The organism is Nostoc sp. DSM 114161 (assembly GCF_052692665.1).
This window is the reverse complement of record NZ_CP195141.1, coordinates 1981549-1999660: the sequence shown is the minus strand read 5'-3', so window position 1 is coordinate 1999660 and position 18112 is coordinate 1981549. Positions and strand designations below refer to the sequence as shown.

Below are 18112 nucleotides of genomic sequence, written 5' to 3'. Positions count from 1 at the left end.
CACTCCCCACACTCCCCCATCCCCCCATCTCCCCACACTCCCTCATCCCCTTATCGCCCTTCTTCGCAAGCGGAACCAAAATCTAGAACCACCTTCGGCGCGGGGTAAATAACCAATGCTACCTCCCCAGCGTTCTAGTGTGATTTTACAAAAATAAAGGCCTAGACCGGCTCTGCCTGGTTTATCTTTGCCTTGGGAGAACTTTTGAAATAAATTTTTGACCATTTCTGGTGGTACGCCGGAACCGCGATCGTCTACATTAACTAAAACATATTCTCCATCTAACTGGAGACTAATAGTAACAATAGAATTTTCAACGCTATAACGATAAGCATTCTCTACTAAATTAGAAATCACTCTATCTAAACGAGATTTTTCTCCGATAACTCTCCAGTCTATTTTGGTGTCAATTTGGTTACCAAGCTCTAATTGGATATTTTTCTGGGAAAAAGTGGGTTTTAAAAATTCAATTACTTCTTGTATAGAAGTTAAAATATTAGGTAATTCTTGAATATCAGTACTAGAATTTTCTAATGATACTACTTCAGTAGAGAAAATATCTAAAATATCTTTAATTAGTTCCTGCTGCTTTAAACATTGCTGTCTGCCAACTTCTAAATATTCTTTTCCCTTGAGCGTTAAATTTTCATATTCTAGTAGTGACAAACAGCCATTTATAGCACTTAATTGACCTGCTACATCATGCATAATACAATGGAGCAAAATATCTTTTTTTTGGTTATCTTTGAGTAATTGATAATAAATTAATTCATATTCTCTACCTTTCTGTATAAGATATTGCTTATCTTGATAAGTTTCTTCTAAAAGCTCAATCAATAAAATTTTTTTATTTTTTACAAAAAGCGCATAAGCTTCAAATTGATATTCTTGTCCATTTGTATCTACTTCAGTCCATAAACCCGAACTGAGTTTTTTACCGCTATTACTCAGCCAAAATTCTTCAGCATCAATTAAAAAGTTTTTTAAAAAACAAAATGTTTCGTGTGGTACTGATATATTCATACCTGAGGTTAATTTCCGATCGCAAAATTGATTTAACCAATCAGGAGTATTACCAATAATTTTAAATAAGCCTGTATTAATATACTCTAGAGTTAAAATGTTTAAAGCAGCCAGCACATCGTTTGTAATAGATGTATTCATATTTTCATTCTGGACGATTAATTTGGATTTCACCTGACTAATAGAACTATTTATTTAATTTTTCTTGTAAAAGACTAAATTCATTAGCTTTTTGTTGAGTAGCAAAGAGATAGCTTTCATCGGAGGTACTATCTAACAATAACACCCAATCTCCTTCTTCAGTGGGGAACATATGAACATCTGCACAGCTGCCATACTCTGTTTTTATAAATGGTAGAAATACAGAAGTATCATCCAGTGGTAGTAAACCCTCTAGAAAACAAACTTGCTCTTTAATATTTTCTCCTTTAGTGAGGTTAGTAATTCCATATTCTGCCAATTTACCTCCCCAATCCAATAAGCTACCATCTTTGTTCACCAACAGATAGGCAAGAGAACGTTCTGCTGTTAGAAAATTTATAAGATAAGTAATCACAGAATTAGGGACATCTAGCATTTAGGAATCCAAAATTTTCTTAGCAAGAGTTTGAAAAATTTCTTCTACACCGAGTCCATTTTTAGCACTTGTTTTAATCACAGTCCAACCCTTTTGTATCACCTCGTCTAGTTCAGTAGGTTCAATTTCCCATTCATCTGTAATATCGTATTTGTTCATCACCAAAATAAATGGAACTTTGCCAATAGCATCTTCTACTCTTGTTTGTAGATCGAAAGCTTTTTCTAAAGTATTACGCCTCGTACCATCTGCGACTAATAAATAACCAGCACAACCACGTAAGTAAGACATTCGCACTTTTTGAAATTCATCTTCTCCGTAAAGATCCCAAAGAATCAGATTTATCTTATTATCTTCGATATCTATAGTTTTCTTGTCAATTTTTACACCTACAGTCGTATGGTATTTTTCAGAAAAAATACTGCGAACAAACCTCGATACTAAACTAGTTTTACCTGTAGCAAATGCACCTATCATACAAATTTTTTTTTGAAAAACCATAAATAAATTAGTATATTTTTAGTCAGATTTCTTAGCTATAAATACTTTAAAAGATACTCGACGGCTACTAAGATTTTGAGCTTCTGGTGTTACTTGTGGCTGCAAAGGTTGGTTATAACTTACACCTATTGGTTGAAGTTGTTTTGTATTGATTCCTTGGGATTTGAAATAAGATAAAATTTTCTCAGCACGAGCTTGACTGAGGAGCATATTTGTTTGCTCTGTCCCTGTGTTATTGGTATGTCCAATAATTTGAATTTGCACGTCTATATTTAAATATTTAGCAATATTCAGAAAATTGCGTATTGACATAGTTAAATTAGGTAGCTTAGTAACTTCACCAGAGCTAAGTTCAACTCTACCTTCAACAAAAAACAATATTTTTTGTTCTATTTGTTTTTTATACTCCTCCAATTGACTAAGTTCTATTTCTACAATATTTTTATCCTGAAATTGAGTGATTCCGGGAATAAAATTCCATAATTTCCGGGCTTGTAAAATCCATTGACGGGATGCATAACCTGTGGCGTTGAGAATACCGTTTTTATCGACTTGTAGTGATACAGTTGGGGGTGGATGTAACAATTGTTTAACTCTTTTGGTAGTAAATTGTGGTTCTAAAGATAAGTAAGGTTGCCACTGACTGGTTACTGTTTTGGGATTAAGATTTGTTTGTTGTATAAGTGTATTAGGATCTACTGCTAGAGGATCGCGCATTCCCCTAATAAAGTATTTGCCAAAACTTTGCTGGGAGTTAGTTACAACAATTCCTGGCTGAGAGTTGAGTTTTTGGAGATAGGCCCGCCAACGGAGTTGTTCTCTAATAGTAAAAAAGCCCCAAGTTCCAAAAGCGATCGCCATTACACCTAAGAAAATCCAAGCATAGGTATAATTTTTTTTAGCAGCAGATTTATATTTAACTACCAAGCAATCTTCTAAATCAGGCTTACTGACATCAAATACTTCTGTATCTCCGGCAAAATCTTTAATTTCTCTACTAAACTTCAGGTGAATTTTTTCGATCGCTTCTTGTAAAACTAACCTTAATTCTTGGGGGGGATTTCCCCGAATCATTGCCGCTATTAATGCTTGCGGCCCCTCTTCAATCCAAATTATGACTTCTCCAAAACGTAAACTTTTTATCCCATCTCCTTTTTGAACGTTGAACGAATCTTTGATAAAATCTTGGATAGCTGTCAACATAGCAGCTACTAAATCTGGATCTTGAATCGTAACCTGCTTTGTTACTAAATGTTGAAGTAATAATCCAGATTCTTTATGAATCAGAAATATTTGTTCCACTCGGTAAACTAGCGTCCGTAGCAGCACAATTTCTGCAAACGATCTTCCCGTGCGTTGCGCTTCCAATCTCCACTGAAAACTTTGTGGAGACAAGCTATGTTCTAGGGTTTGATTCAAAGATTGAATCATTTCTTCAAGAGCTGTAGAAATCGCCTTACGCGTAGCTGGCCCAATTATTGGAAATAATGCATCTGCCAACACATTATGGTCTTGTTTAACAGAAACTTGAATGGCTTCTTCAACAGTTGATACCATTACCTCTCCAAGTTGTTTATCTTGCTTTGAGCGCAGAACAACAGCTTCTGGAAGCATTTTGCTAATATCTTCTGGTTGAATTTCGGGATTTTCTAGTCGCTCATAAAGTCTTTCAAGTTTAGTCGGCTCAATATCTAGCAACAAACTACGGAGTAAAATTAATTCATCTTTGATTTCGGAGGTTTGGCTATTGCTTTTCAAACCTTCAGGAGACACTTTTGGTATTTGATTAATCGGAGAGTCACTCATTACCAAAATCCCTTAGTCCCTAATTGCTAGGAAGTAACATTTTTTGTTAACAGAAGAACTGTGCTAACGCTCAAGCAATCAACTTTATGTTTCCTAAATTTTGAGTTTAAGATTAGTTTTCTGTTTTCAGGCGCACAGCTAATTCTGCGAACATAGCTGCAAGATTAGAACGGTCTGTTTTGTCTCTACGAAGCTCTTGAACTTCCCGCTCTAGTAAAACTAAAATTTCTTGAGATTTTTTTTGAATATCATCTTGTAAGTTTTTAGATTGGTTAAAAATTTTCTCGTGTAACTCTCGTTGACTATTGGTAGCTTGTTCGTCAATTTGAGTCAACTTCTTTTCTAGAGATATATTTATATTTTTATTTTCTTCTGCAACTCCTTTCACCTGAATATCGCGTTCTTGCTGCTCGTTTTTTAGACGTTGTGTTAAGGAATCAACTTCTTGTTTTACATAATTTTCTAAAGCATCTAAACGTTTTTTATTTTCATCTCGCACGGTATTAAATTCTTGAATTAATCGTTCTTCTAAGCGGGTAAATCTTTTTTCCATATCTCGAATTTGATTTCCAACAAGAATTTCTCTAACTTTATCTAAATTCCTACTTTCGCTAATCCCATTACTAAATTGGAGATCGTTGCTTGCTGAATTCGATACATCTTGTTCTACTTTAAATGAATTATGATTGATGTATTCTTCTGGTGGGTTCATATTTTTAATTCCTTTTCAAAATAAATCTGGCTTTGGTTGTTAGCTTTGATACTATATTCATAGTCTAGACAATAATTAAGTATAAAGGATATTTATACATTAAAAAAATATATCCACTTGGATATATTAAAAAATATCTAAATTTTAGTCAAAGTAATGATGAATTTCTCAATAACCTATTGAGAAGAGAGTCTATGTATTTCCTCGCCCAACTGTCGCCTGGTTGATTCCAGCACAGTTGTATCCCGCGTCCAGTGCTGCCAGTCAAGTCCGACACGCCGAGCTAATGAAAGCGCCCACTGTTGCCGACTGCGATTTTTAAGTATTTCCAGATACTCGTAATCTTCTACCCCTTCTCTAAGCCACTTTAGCCTCATGGAAGGAACAACTCCTTTGATGCCTACTTGTTTCCCTGGATAAAACAACATTCCTTCCCCAGGAAAATAGTGTTTGTATTTCTTCTGAAAATAAGTTTGAACGTCCTTCCAAGGATCTTTTGTCCATAGATCGACTCGCCAGTATAAAATCCCCGTTAGCCCAAGACTTTGGCTAATAAAACCTGGATGAATTCTATAGTTTATTGGTTCAAAGTCTATCTGCCATTTAGGAGAGTATCCGTCTTGCACTAAAGCATTGTAAGACCAAACTTTATCTCCTTTTTGCAAAACTTCATTAATTCGATCGCGAGCTTCATCATAGACTTCTGGCAATACTATCCATATATCTATAGCTGTACGTCCAGTTCCAGAACCATCATCATAAAGTGCAGGTGTAGGAGTCATTGCTAAAGCGGTTGCAACTCCAGCTTGATGAAAATTTCGCGCCCATTCTTTTACTGGTTCAATTAAATTTGAACAGTTATCAATTTCATCAGCATATCTGGCGTAGAGAAATAAACCCGATTCATGTTTATCAGCAATAGTTTTTATCTTTTTAATAGAAGGTGCTGGAGCCATTTTGCAAGTACTAACATTAGCGCCACTCCAAAAAGGAAGACTCCGAGAACGCAACCCCCATTGCTTCATTAACTCTGGCTCATATGCGGGATTAAAATGAGCGTCAGGCATTAATTTATGTTTGAGAAGTTCGATCATTTCGCTTTTATCTTCATGTTCGTAAAATGTGAACTCAGAATTCAGCGATGGTTCGATCGGTAACTCAAAATTCCAAACTTTCAAGCGAATTTTACCTGCGATCGCCCCTCGATCGCTACTAACAGTAAAAGTACCTCGATAGTCACCAGCCGCGGCATTGCGGGGTACAAAAATGTCTACCCAAATAGGTTGGTTATTCCCAGCTTTTAAGGTGAATGGAACAGCGTCTAATTCAGCACCTATAATATCTTTTTTGCTTTCAGGATTAATAAACGGAATTAGTCCATCAGCATACCATCCAGTACCTAAAGATGGATTGCTACTACCTTTTTTGTTAGGGCTGGAATGGGTGACACGAACATAATGTTCGCGGTAGAGTGTAATGTTTGTGTTGGAAATTACTCGATTGTTTGCAGCAGACAAATCTGAAACTACAACATTTACATTTTTAAGACCGCTATTAGGTGCGCGAATTGCTATCTGAAAAGGTTCATATTCTCCCCGCGCCGCATACAAATCAATCTCGGTTTTATTTCCTGGTGGGTCTGTTTGCTTTATTCTTTCTAGGCTTGGAGCTACCCATACAAAAGGGCGATCGCCTAAGGATGGGTTATTAGCTAATAATCCGATATTTGAACAAGCAAATAAAGTAAATACTGTCCCCAATATCCCAAAGATAAGTTTGAGTTTGTTAACAAACCTGAGCTTTCTATTTAAAAAAGACACTTCAAATTCTCCTGATTCAAATCTTCTTGAAGCGAGAGATAACTTTTACACTTGGAGATTATTAAATGCCTGAAATATCAATTTACCATTTCATGATGCTTTCTCTAAGAGCTATGCAACTTGCAAAAGTCCCTAACATCCCACCCCGATGCTTTGGGGAGGGGAGACAAAGCTTAGCGAAAGGCTCTTTGGGGTTCTTATTTTCGATTTATGCAAGAGGTCTATTATTTACTTAGACGCTTTTAGAGATGTGCGATCTCCTCCGGCGGGGCGTAGGGCGTGTTTTCAAACTATTTGTTTAGCCTCCTAACTTTTTAGATCCCCCTAAATCCACAAAAGGTGGAAAAATTTTTCTCAGTAATGTATTTAATATTTGTATTAACTGCTACTGTACCGAAAATTTTTCAGCTAACTATATAAAGTTTATGTAAAGCTTAAAGGTTTTTTAAGGTAAAAAATTTACAGTCAAAATATAAATTTAATTTATATTTTTTTGAATTCTTATCTGTATTACAAAAGTTTTGATCGTAAATAAAAAAAATTATTTTTAACAAAAAAAACCGCTTTTGAAACATAAGTTAATAACTAAAAGTCTTTTAAGCTAAAAAAGCTATTAACGTTTGCCAAAAAATCCTCAGGGTTAAAAAATATTTAATTAAAATTAATAGTTACATTACCATCTATTATTAGCGGCATCGATCAAAATTTTAAAGATTTTGTAAAGAAATTTCGTTAACCTATCGTTCGTGATAAGTAAATAGTTACAGCTTGGCTCAAAAAATTTGACAATTTTACAAAAAATCAAAATTATCGATCTAACTACTTACCATTTGGTAATTAAGTAATTTTTAGAAACATAAATTATCTAATTTTGTAGAGTAGGCGTCTGCTTAGCGCACAATCTAAGGCAGGCTTTTGTGGCTTGCCGACAATAATTAGTTGGATATTTTTTGTTTAGAAGTTTCTAAGCAAACAATTTAATGTTTTCTAACTTAATACTACGCAAATGGCAAGCGATCGACATTCAACTGATGAATAGTTCCTGATAAATAGTTCTTTGGCTGAGGCTGAACTTACGTATTAGTCATAAATTCAGGAGAAATAACATGGCATCTATTTTCGGCACCACAAATCCTGACAGTCTCACTGGAACTGTAGGAAATGACACTATAGTTGGTTGGGCCCTTGGTGGTAATGCCAATAGTACCTCTGGTAACGATACTTTAAATGGTGCAGCTGGTAACGATTCCCTCGCAGGCGGGACGGGGAACGACAGTTTGATAGGTGGAGATGGCAATGACACACTTGATGGGGGTACAGGAAACGACACTCTCATAGGTAGTGCAGGTACTGACACCTTCAGAGGTAGCCAGGGTAGCGACAGCATTAATGGTGGAGATGGCATTGATACCGCAGACTACAGTCAACTAAATCAAACCATTACCTTGTCAGGTGTCGGAACCATTCAAAAAGGAGCGTTGGGACAAGATCAACTTTTTAAAGTAGAAAAAGTTATTGCTAATGCTAACGTTGCCAACAACACCATAGATGCATCTGCATCTTTGGCTGGGGTATTTATTACCGTTAACCTCCAAACTCAAAGTTTGGCTGCTAATAACGTTCCTGGTTTGGGAACATTATCATTTACTGCAATTAACTTTGATAACGTCATCGGCACAAACGCAAATGACACCATTGTTGGTGACAACCAAAACAACCAATTATCGGGTAATGGTGGCAACGATAGTCTAAACGGTGGAAATGGCGATGACACACTCAATGGTGGTTCAGGTACTGACACATTGAATGGAGCAGCAGGTAATGACACTTACATCATTGACGGTGCTGTTGACACTATTATCGAGGCTGCTAATTCCGGCACAGATACCGTCCGGTCTTCTATTACCTACACACTCGCTGCTAATGTGGAAAATCTGAGGCAAACGGGAACTAGCGCCATCAGCGGCACGGGTAACACTCTTAACAACTTCCTGTTTGGTAATAGCGCTAACAACACTCTTAATGGTAGAGCAGGCAACGACACTTTAGACGGTAATTTGGGCAATGACATCCTCAATGGTGAGGACGGCAATGATAGTCTACAAGGCGGGCCTGGTAATGACAGAATCAATGGAGGATCTGGAGACGACATCCTCAACGGTACTTTCCCTGGCAGTCTGCTTCCACCGGGATTAGGAGAAATTGATACTCTGACTGGTGGACTTGGGGTGGATAGATTTATCCTGGGAGACGCTTTGAATGTTTTCTACGACGATAACAACACTATCAATCCTGGTTTTGGTGACTTGGCTACTATTACTGACTTCAACTCTAGTGAAGATCGAATTGAACTCAAAGGAGCCGTACAAGACTACCTGCTGCAATCTGTTGCAGGCAATACACGAATATTCTTAAACAAACCAGGAACAGAACCAGATGAGATCTTAGGTATTGTGCAAGGAAGAACGAATCTCAGACTTGATAGTGACGACTTCCTTTTCTACGAGCAGGAAAATGCTGGAGAAGGTACAAACAATACACTAGCCAGCGCTGAAGGATTGGGTTCGTTATCATCAGGATCGAATGTTAATCTTTCAGCTCAGTTAGCAACAATTCAGCCAGGAAGTAATCCTGATTTTGACTTTTTTACATTTTCTTTAGCAAATGCAGGAACTGTCACTATTGAAACGCTGACATCAGAAGACACAGTTCTCGGACTGTTTAACAATGCTGGAACTTTACTGGAAGTTAATGATGATTTTGGCCGAGACTTACGCTCGTTCATCAGTACTTCTCTAAGTGCAGGTACCTACTCGATCGCAGTGAGTAAATTTGATTTCTTTCCTGAAAATGGCGGAGTTTTCTCAGGAGGTGACGTATCTAATCCTGATTTTTCTTATACGCTCAAAGTCACTGTTGCTTAAGGGCTTTGTTAACTTGATAAACTACTGATATCTAAACATCACTAAATCAATGATTTGGTGATGTTTTACTCTTGATTCACCAGCCAGTAATACTGCAACAGCCAACTGAATGCTGCGTCGATAAAATTTATGTAAAGTTTAACTTCTATTAAGCACAAAACTTTTCTTGTTCGATATATCAATTTAACTTATCCAATTTTCAAAAGATTGCTTTAATCTAAAAGTATTTTTTGTAGTTAAAAATAATAGTTTTTTTTACAAAATATCCGATCTTGATACGTAACTTAACCAAGATGATGCTTTTCAGGAAAAACGATCGCAAGTTTTACTAAAAAAATTATTTTTTTTGAAAAAAAGCTTCATTAAGATTTACATTTTTGGTCAACCTATTATAAATGGCATAGATTGGCATTTTGAAGATTTGTTAAAGCATAGCATGTATACTTTGACTCATGATAATTAATAATTATGGCAATGATAAAAATTTACCAAATCAACCAAGATAAATAAATTTTTTTGCCAATTACTTACCATTTGCGTAATCGATTAAGGAAATTAAAAAAAATAAATTATCTAATGTTTTTGTATGGCGATCGCCTCGTTGCCTCTAACCAGAGGAATGGCTTTTAACCCAGCTACAATCAGCGGTTGGATATTTGTATTTCTATTTTCCAAAATCGGATTACGCAAATGGTAAGTAATCTATATCTAACTGATAAAGAGTTATTTGGCTAATGTCAAAGTTAAAGAATGTTTGAAAAGTATCAATGATTTTGTTTTTTCCCACTCCCTACTCCTAAAAGCGAGAAACGGACTATTCAAAATGACTTTTCAAACAACTCTTAGGCATTAGTTAAAAATTCAGGAGAAATAATAAATATGGCAGTTATTTTCGGCACGACAGGTTCTGATATCAGAAACGGAACATCGGGAAATGACACGATATATGGTTGGGCTAATGGCGGTAATGCCAGTAGTACATCCGGTAACGATACCTTAAATGGTGCGGCTGGTAACGATAATCTGTTTGGTGGGACGGGAAACGACAGTCTAATCGGTGGAGATGGCAACGACACTCTTGATGGTGGTATCGGTACTGACACATTGAACGGCGGTTTAGGTAACGATACTTACATAATTGACAGCGTTACTGATATTATTACCGAAGCTGCTAATTCAGGCACAGATAGCGTCAGGTCTTCTATCAGCTACACATTACTAGCGAATTTGGAGAATTTGACGCTGACAGGAACTAGCGCCATCAATGGCACAGGTAACACTCTTAGCAACTTCCTTTTTGGTAATAGTGCTAACAACACTCTCAATGGTAGAGCAGGCAATGACACCCTAGACGGCAATTTGGGCAATGACATCCTTAATGGTGAGGATGGTAATGATAGCCTACAGGGCGGGCCTGGTAATGACAGAATCAATGGAGGATCTGGAAACGATGTCTTGATTGGTGTTTTCCCTGGTAATCTGCTTTCAGCAGGAACGGGAGAGATTGATACTCTGACTGGTGGGACTGGGGTAGATAGATTTGTTCTTGGGAACGCTACAAATATTTTCTACGACGATAACAACACTAACAACGCAGGTTTTGGAGATTTAGCCACCATTACTGACTTCAACTCTAGTGAAGATCGAATTGAACTCAAAGGATCTGTACAGAACTATCGGCTGCAAGTTGTTGCAGGGAACACACAAATATTCTTAGACAAACCGGGAACAGAACCAGATGAGATCGTAGGTATTGTACAGGGAAGAACCAATCTCAGACTTGATAGTGACGACTTCCTTTTCTATGAGCGAGAAAATGCTGGACAAGCTACAAATAATACACTGTCCAGCGCAGAAGGATTAGGTTCTTTATCATCAGGGTCAGATGTGAATATTTCAGGCGAATTAGTATCAGTTCAACCTGGAGATAATCCTGATTTTGACTTCTTTAAATTTTCCATAGCAAATTCAGCAACTGTAACTATCAAAACAGTGACACTTGATGATACGATTCTCGGTCTGTTTAACAATGCTGGAACTTTGCTGCAATTTAATGATGATAGTGGGAATGAATCAGATTTTGGGTCATTAATTACCGCTTCGCTAGGTGCGGGGACATACTCGATTTCAGTGAGTAAATATGCTTTGTTTCCTCAAAATGGTGGAACTTTCTCTGGCGAAAGTGACACCCTCTCCGTTCCTTATACCTTAGAAGTTAGTTTGGCATAGGGACGAATAATAAGTAGAAGGACTAAATTAAACCTAACTTGACATTGCCGGGTTTCGACTTCGCTCAACCCTCTTTGAGTCAAGCTATCGAGCATTGAGCGAACTCGAAATGCGTCTTATAAATAATTGTGTCCACCTACTTAGTATTTAGAATTTTGTGAATTCATCTGTTGTTTTTTTGTTAATTTAGAAGATTTCGAGAAAAATCATCTGACTTTGTTTATGGAGAAAATAATGAGTAGTATTAAATTATCTGAGCCAGCTAAACGCAAATTTAGTTATAAATTTGCTCTCAAAAGCTGCTTTTCTTGGTCAAAAACGCTTTTATTAACAATAGTTCTATTAAATTATGGAACTACAGTAGTTCATGCTGCACCTGAAGCCCTGCGTTCTGATATTAAGATTCGGAATATTGTAAATACTCAATCGACTTCTCCTTCTGTTCGGATTGTAAAAGATCCGCGAAATAATACGCTCTATTATCTCAAACGTAATGGTGAGATTTATCGAGTTAATTTAGCTTCATCTACTACTACACTGGTCTACAACTTTAATAATCATAAGGTCAGTGAAACTCAAGGTATGGCCATTGGCCCTAACGGTACTATTTATTTAGTTGGTAATGGAAACGTTGCAAACGATCAGACCAAAGCAGTTATTGTTAAAGGTGTAATTAATCCAAGTACAGGACAGCGAATTTGGTCTATTTTGGCTAAAAGTGCAGCGTATCCTAAAAGCAAAACAGCCTACGACCATCGTTTCAACGGCGTAGTTGTTAGCCTAGATGGTAATTATATTTATATAAATAGCGGTTCTCGTACAGATCATGGTGAAGTTCAAACTGCTGGCGGGTTATATCCCAATACTCGCGAAGTAGGATTAACGGCCTGTATAATTCGTCTTCCTACTAATGGACAAAATTTATTTCTTGCAAACAATCGAGCAACTTTAAAGAGCGCTGGCTATATTTTTGCAGAAGGAATACGCAATACTTTTGATATGGCTTTCGCGCCTAATGGAGATTTATTTGGCACAGAAAATGGGCCAGATAGGGATATGTCAGAAGAATTAAATTGGCTGCGTCAAGGTTTTAATTACGGCTTTCCTTGGCGTATTGGCGGGACAGATAATCCACAACAATACCCAAATTATAATCCTGCCAATGACCGTTTATTAAATCCCAAATTTGGCGCAGTTACAAAAGGCTATTATTATAACGACCCGACCTTTCCGCCTAAGCCTAATACCACCTTGACCGAACCAATTCCTAATTTTGGGCCGGATGCAGATAGTTACCGCGATCCTCAAAATGGCCAAATCAAAGATGCTAGCTTTCTTGGACAAAGTGTGAGTACTTTTACAACACATCGTTCTCCTTTAGGTTTAGTTTTTGACACCCAAGGAGCAATGAGTCCAGAATTCAACAGAGATGGATTTGTATTGGGTTGGACTCCAGGCGATGCCACTGGCGAAACAGTAGCAGGCCCTTTTAAAGACCCCAGCCAAGATCTGTTGCATTTAAACTTGACTAAAGTAGGAACTACCAATTATAAACTTGAAGCTACACGCATTGTTCAAGGTTTCAGCAATCCTATTGATGCTGAAATTATCGGCAATAAAATTTATGTTTTGGAATACGGTGGAAATCAAGGAATTTGGGAAGTTACTATACCTGCTAAGTGAGGCAATTTTGGGGTTCTGAATCTTGAATTATGGCTCGTAATATCATTTCACTAAAACTCTGAGACATAGAGATTTTGTGTAAGGGCACGGCATTGCTGTGCCCCTACCAATATGTATACTTATTAAAATTACAATATATGAGTTCTAGTATTTTTTTGAGCCAAAATATTGTCATACAGTGCCTCGTATTCAGCCACAATGGAGTCTAAAGAAAAGCATTCTATGACTCTTGCGCGTGCAGCTTTTCCTAACATTTCTCTGCCCTCTTTTCCTATATCGATTAATGCTTGCCAAGCATTAGCTAAGGCTTCTGGATTCTTTGGGGGGATGACTTTTCCGGTATCACCGATAATCCAGCCTGAGTCTCCCACATCTGTGACTACACAAGGAACACCACAAGACATAGCTTCGCCAATTACATTGGGAAATCCTTCTCCAGATGAAGAGGAAGAGGCGATATCTAAAGCAGCAGTTAAACGGGGTATATCATGACGTTCGCCTAATAGATGTATGTGCTTGACAAGCCCTAATTCATGGATTAGTTCGGATAAAATTTGATTTTCCCAATCAACTTTATTGCCAACAAGAACAAATTCGACGTTGGAATAAGTTTTGAGTAGTAATGCCGCAGCTTGAAGAAAATTAAAATGGTCTTTTATGGGATGATAACGACCAATTAAGCCAATCAATAATGCATTTTCAGGGGTATTTAGTTCTGAACGGACACTGAGACGAGCTTGTGTTGACGGTGTAAATTTTTCAGTTTCAAAACCGTTGGGAATTACACAGGTTTTCTCAAGACAATACCCAATTTTTTCATGTTGTTTAGAACTATTCTGAGAGTTATAAATAATTTTTGTCGGCAAGTGAGAAAATATGGCGCATTGTTTAATAATAATAGTTGTTCTCGGCTTTTCTAATTCTAAAGAATGAAGTGAATGGCGTACATTCCAGAAAACAGGTATTTGTCTAAATATAAAAAACCTAAGAAACTGTGCAGCTAAGTTTCCATGATACATCCAACCTTGGATTAAGTCAGGTTTGAGTTGGCGTACTATGTGAATTATTGGCCAAATATTAGTTAGTTTAAGCGCTCCTGGTTTCATACCGATGGTGTAAACAGGAATGCCTAAATTTGCAATGCGATCGCCCCATGTTCCACGATCCATTAAAGAAACAACAACCGGACTAAAACGTTGTCTATTTATCTTAGAAAGAAGTTTATAAAGCATGACTTCAGCACCACCAGTGGAGAGTCCGGTAATGATATAAACAATTTTCATAATTGATATCCTAATTTTAACTTTTGCTCTAATCGACTTGTTCCAGTCATGGCTGCCATGAATGAAAACGTAATGAGGATATAACGTTCTTCTAAAACGTTATGGCTAAATAGTCCCCACAAAAGGATAAAAACAGCAAAAGCCAAGCCAATATATTTAGTTTCTCCACGCGCGTGCTGTGTCACTGCATATACTAATATAGGTAGAATGAAAGCACCGATAATTCCATGATCTGCCATATAATATAAGTAAATATTGTGCGTAGATATTTCCAGATTCCAAATTAAAGTTGAGCCAATTCCATTGCCAAAAAATGGATGTTTCATAAACATCTGCCAAGCTAATTGAGCTACTTCTAAACGCGAATCCGCGGAATTTTCTGAATCAGAAGTTGAGATGTTTTGAAACCATGCAATTCTTTCTAATGAGTTGGCATTCAAATCAAAATTTTGCAATAATTCTTCCCACCATTGTGAGCCTAGAGCGATAATAAAAATTCCTATACCAAAAATCCAATAAAGTAATTTATTGAAATGAAGCACGCGGGTAATGGTAAAAATAATAACTGTAACTAACCAGCCAAGAATAGCACCTCGTGAAAATGTCAAGAAAACTCCAATACCGACAAGATAGACGAAAGGTAAACGATATATTGGCTGTAATATAGTAACGCTAAAAATCATCCCAAGTATCAATGCACAGCCATTACTGTTCGGGTTCAAGTAAAATCCAGTCACTCGGCCGCCATTACCTAATGCATTAAAAGCACCAGGGTTAAAAAACTCATAAATGCTGTTAAATACAGTAACTAATACTGCTAAAAATATCGCCCACCTAGCTAAGTAATGAATTTTTTTATTTCCAGAAAAGATTAAAGTCATTGCAATGATAAAAATCAATGCTAAAAGCCGTTTTCTTAATTCTTCAAAAGCAAGTTCTCCAGATGAGGGAAATAGTACAAACCACAGTAATGAGACAAAAATAAAACCAAAACACCAAAGAATTACAGATATTGGAATGTACTTGGATCGTGAAAAAGCTAAGGGAATAGAAGCTACAGCAAAACCTAAAATCCAAAATAAAGGAGGTTGAGAAACAATACCTGATGTATATAAATATGAATTAATATCTGTAAAAAATGTCAAAATAGCAGCTACGGCTAGGGCACATTGATAATAAAAGAGAAAATCAAAATTTGCATTTATTGATTGATTCATGACATAATCCAAGTAAAGCAACTTCGGTTTTCAAGACTAATTCAGCTACTGAAAAATGGTCAATTATTCGCTGTCTAATTTCAGTGCGATCGCAACCATTAATACTCAATCTTTCTATTAATTTCTCCATCGCAGTTTTCAAAGCTTCTGGGTTTTTAGGAGGTACTACTACATCTGGATTACCAACAATCAAAGCTGAATCGCCTACATCTGTCACTACACAGGGAACACCGCAGGCCATTGCTTCTCCTATTACATTGGGAAATCCTTCTGTATAAGATGAAGAAACAACAATATCTAATGCGTTATAGATTGCACGCATATCTGCACGCGCTTTTTCCCAGATAACTTTTTCAGAAATTCCTAGTTGATAAGCTAGTCGATCCAACTCCCGTGCATAGTTTTCTGAACCACCACCTATGCAAACAAAATGCACATTCTGGCTATCTTTACACAGTAATGCTGCTGCTTTCAAAAATGTCGGATGGTCTTTTCTTAAATCTAACCGTCCCACTAAACCAATTAAAATTGTAGTGTGGGGAATTCCCCAGTGCGATCGCACTTTTTTCCTAGCTTCTAAATCAGGCTGAAAAAGTTCGATATCAATACCATTAGAAATTACCATCATCTTCTTAGCGGGGAATCCATGATTGAGATAGTATGTTTTTCCAGCATAAGAATTGACCACTATCAAGTCAGCAAAGTTAGCTAAAATACACTCTAAGCGAAAGATTAAACGTCCTAGCCAATCATAAAAATTAGAATCACTATTAGAATTACGTAATCCCCAAACTATCTGGGTTGAGGGGAAAAACGGTTTTAAAAAAATAGTCAGTAAATTTGGCGTTCCACCATATCCATGCAAGACATCGGGATGTATGCGCTGGAGATGCTGAACAAGACGCCAAAAGAAGCTCAATAAATGCCATCTTCCTTGTTTTTCTAAATAAATTATTGGGATGTCATTATCTTTTAAATCTTTATCTAAAGATAATGAACCACCAGCGTAAAAGCATAAAACTGTAACATCAAAACATTGTTTATTTAGAGCTTTTGCAAGTGTGACTAATTGTCTTTCTGCTCCTCCATAATTCAAATCTCGAATCAAAAATACAATTTTTTTCTTCATTTAAATAACCTCAGAAATCGTATAGCGATATTTACCAGAATTACTTACAGGAATACGCTCGACAAATTCAAAATTAACTACACAATCTTTGCCCATCATCAGCTTGCACTTGCTGACAATATCATCAAGTTCTTCAGTGAGACAATCAGAATTAGATTTAATAATTTTGATGGTGATTTCTAGGTAACTTTTTTGGATGATTTGAAATTTATGTACCCAATCTTTGAAGTAGAGAAGATGAGTAAAATATTCTCCATCTATTAAAGTTCCGCTTTGAGTTTTAAAAATATCGACATTTCTACCGGAAACTTGTTCAAGTATTTGTCCAGATTTATATTCAGGAGATAAAATGCCGCGATCGCCAATTTTATAACGAATCAATGGCATAGCAAAATTTGTTAGAGAAGTAATTAAAATATTACCTTCAACTCCTGCCGGCACAGGATTATTATCGTCATCTACAATCTCAATATAATTACCCCAAGGAGCTACCCATAATCCTTGCTCTCCTGGTCTTTCACAAGCGATATCGCTGACTTCTCTAGAACCATAACGATTAAATACTTTACACTGAAATACACTCTCAATCTTCTGCCGCATCCAAGCATAAAGTGTCCCAGCAGAAGTTATGATTGCTTTTTGAGGAACAAGTGTAATTTTTTCATCTTCAGCAAATTTTGCTAATTCATAAATGGCTTGAGCGTAGGCAACAATTAACTTTGGTGGCTTTTTATTCAGCAATTTCAGAAAATCCCTCATTCTTTCAGGAGTCATCTGAAAGGCATTCATATATGTGGTATTTCTCAAGAAATTAAAAAAGGTTGCCTTCCATCCCATCGTGCCATCAAAAACATCTTTTTCGGAACCCCATAAACGCACTTCTGGCTCTCCTAGTTCTCGTCCAACTAAATAAGAGAAAAGTAAGCTAATTGCTGTAGATTTATCGTTATATTCAGCATCTTGAATTAAAACAATTGGTTCTCCTGTTGAACCACCTGATGTGTTGAAATACCAATGACGCCGTGCTAAGTCTAGAGATTTTAGCTGTTCAAAGTTGGCACGAATAATATCTTTTGTGAGGATTGGTAATTGATAAAGATATAGCTCTCGTTTTTCATGGATAATTCTCTCAATGGAGAAGTTATTCATTAAGTTTGCATAATATGGAACAGATTTATTGCAGTGAAGTAGTAGCTTTTTTAGTAAAT

Annotated in this window: 13 protein-coding genes; 3 read left to right on the top strand and 10 right to left on the bottom strand. The window is 36.7% G+C overall.

Going from position 1 to position 18112, the window contains the following annotated elements:
* Positions 1–42 precede the first annotated feature (42 nt).
* From NSTC745_RS08430 to NSTC745_RS08405, 6 genes are all read right to left on the bottom strand, one after another.
* Positions 43–1164 carry a sensor histidine kinase gene (locus NSTC745_RS08430; protein ID WP_445636753.1) on the bottom strand — a complete coding sequence of 374 codons (1122 nt, stop codon included), beginning with the start codon at positions 1162–1164 and terminating at the stop codon, positions 43–45.
* Between the two features lie 46 nt (positions 1165–1210).
* Positions 1211–1600, bottom strand: a complete 390-nt coding sequence (locus NSTC745_RS08425) for a hypothetical protein (RefSeq protein WP_445636752.1) — start codon at positions 1598–1600, stop codon at positions 1211–1213.
* On the bottom strand, positions 1601–2101 hold the full coding sequence (locus tag NSTC745_RS08420) for a Rab family GTPase (RefSeq protein ID WP_445636751.1): 501 nt from the start codon (positions 2099–2101) through the stop codon (positions 1601–1603).
* An 18-nt stretch (positions 2102–2119) separates the two neighbouring features.
* The gene (locus NSTC745_RS08415; protein WP_445636750.1) at positions 2120–3907 is read right to left on the bottom strand and encodes an OmpA family protein; all 1788 of its coding nucleotides are present in this window, start codon (positions 3905–3907) and stop codon (positions 2120–2122) included.
* 112 nt (positions 3908–4019) lie between these two features.
* On the bottom strand, positions 4020–4619 hold the full coding sequence (locus NSTC745_RS08410; RefSeq protein ID WP_445636749.1) for a hypothetical protein: 600 nt from the start codon (positions 4617–4619) through the stop codon (positions 4020–4022).
* Between the two features lie 176 nt (positions 4620–4795).
* Entirely contained in the window at positions 4796–6439 is a 1644-nt protein-coding gene (locus tag NSTC745_RS08405; protein ID WP_445636748.1) for a glycoside hydrolase domain-containing protein, read from the bottom strand.
* Between the two features lie 1106 nt (positions 6440–7545).
* Between NSTC745_RS08405 and NSTC745_RS08400 the strand changes: the two genes are divergently transcribed.
* From NSTC745_RS08400 to NSTC745_RS08390, 3 genes are all read left to right on the top strand, one after another.
* Positions 7546–9363, top strand: a complete 1818-nt coding sequence (locus NSTC745_RS08400; protein WP_445636747.1) for a hypothetical protein — start codon at positions 7546–7548, stop codon at positions 9361–9363.
* Between the two features lie 879 nt (positions 9364–10242).
* Positions 10243–11592: a hypothetical protein gene (locus NSTC745_RS08395; RefSeq protein ID WP_445636746.1), complete on the top strand. Its 1350-nt coding sequence runs from the start codon at positions 10243–10245 to the stop codon at positions 11590–11592.
* Between the two features lie 234 nt (positions 11593–11826).
* The gene (locus tag NSTC745_RS08390; RefSeq protein WP_445636745.1) at positions 11827–13275 is read left to right on the top strand and encodes a PQQ-dependent sugar dehydrogenase; all 1449 of its coding nucleotides are present in this window, start codon (positions 11827–11829) and stop codon (positions 13273–13275) included.
* Between the two features lie 128 nt (positions 13276–13403).
* Here NSTC745_RS08390 and NSTC745_RS08385 read toward each other — a convergent pair whose 3' ends face one another.
* Genes NSTC745_RS08385 through NSTC745_RS08370 form a run of 4 tightly spaced genes read right to left on the bottom strand, consistent with a single transcriptional unit; the run spans position 13404 to position 18053 of the window.
* Positions 13404–14558, bottom strand: coding sequence for a glycosyltransferase family 4 protein (locus NSTC745_RS08385; RefSeq protein ID WP_445636744.1), 1155 nt, complete (start codon positions 14556–14558; stop codon positions 13404–13406).
* Positions 14555–15775, bottom strand: a complete 1221-nt coding sequence (locus tag NSTC745_RS08380; protein WP_445636743.1) for an O-antigen ligase family protein — start codon at positions 15773–15775, stop codon at positions 14555–14557. Before NSTC745_RS08380 ends, NSTC745_RS08385 begins: the two co-directional genes overlap by 4 nt.
* On the bottom strand, positions 15747–16904 hold the full coding sequence (locus NSTC745_RS08375) for a glycosyltransferase (RefSeq protein ID WP_445636742.1): 1158 nt from the start codon (positions 16902–16904) through the stop codon (positions 15747–15749). The genes NSTC745_RS08380 and NSTC745_RS08375 overlap by 29 nt, the downstream gene beginning before the upstream one ends.
* Positions 16905–18053, bottom strand: a complete 1149-nt coding sequence (locus NSTC745_RS08370; RefSeq protein ID WP_445636741.1) for a hypothetical protein — start codon at positions 18051–18053, stop codon at positions 16905–16907.
* Positions 18054–18112 lie beyond the last annotated feature (59 nt).

Coding starts and splice junctions, on each gene's coding strand:
- NSTC745_RS08430 (WP_445636753.1), bottom strand. CDS start 1,164: ATGAATACATCTATTACAAACGATGTGCTGGCTGCTTTAAACATTTTA.
- NSTC745_RS08425 (WP_445636752.1), bottom strand. CDS start 1,600: ATGCTAGATGTCCCTAATTCTGTGATTACTTATCTTATAAATTTTCTA.
- NSTC745_RS08420 (WP_445636751.1), bottom strand. CDS start 2,101: ATGGTTTTTCAAAAAAAAATTTGTATGATAGGTGCATTTGCTACAGGT.
- NSTC745_RS08415 (WP_445636750.1), bottom strand. CDS start 3,907: ATGAGTGACTCTCCGATTAATCAAATACCAAAAGTGTCTCCTGAAGGT.
- NSTC745_RS08410 (WP_445636749.1), bottom strand. CDS start 4,619: ATGAACCCACCAGAAGAATACATCAATCATAATTCATTTAAAGTAGAA.
- NSTC745_RS08400 (WP_445636747.1), top strand. CDS start 7,546: ATGGCATCTATTTTCGGCACCACAAATCCTGACAGTCTCACTGGAACT.
- NSTC745_RS08395 (WP_445636746.1), top strand. CDS start 10,243: ATGGCAGTTATTTTCGGCACGACAGGTTCTGATATCAGAAACGGAACA.
- NSTC745_RS08390 (WP_445636745.1), top strand. CDS start 11,827: ATGAGTAGTATTAAATTATCTGAGCCAGCTAAACGCAAATTTAGTTAT.
- NSTC745_RS08385 (WP_445636744.1), bottom strand. CDS start 14,558: ATGAAAATTGTTTATATCATTACCGGACTCTCCACTGGTGGTGCTGAA.
- NSTC745_RS08380 (WP_445636743.1), bottom strand. CDS start 15,775: ATGAATCAATCAATAAATGCAAATTTTGATTTTCTCTTTTATTATCAA.
- NSTC745_RS08375 (WP_445636742.1), bottom strand. CDS start 16,904: ATGAAGAAAAAAATTGTATTTTTGATTCGAGATTTGAATTATGGAGGA.
- NSTC745_RS08370 (WP_445636741.1), bottom strand. CDS start 18,053: ATGAATAACTTCTCCATTGAGAGAATTATCCATGAAAAACGAGAGCTA.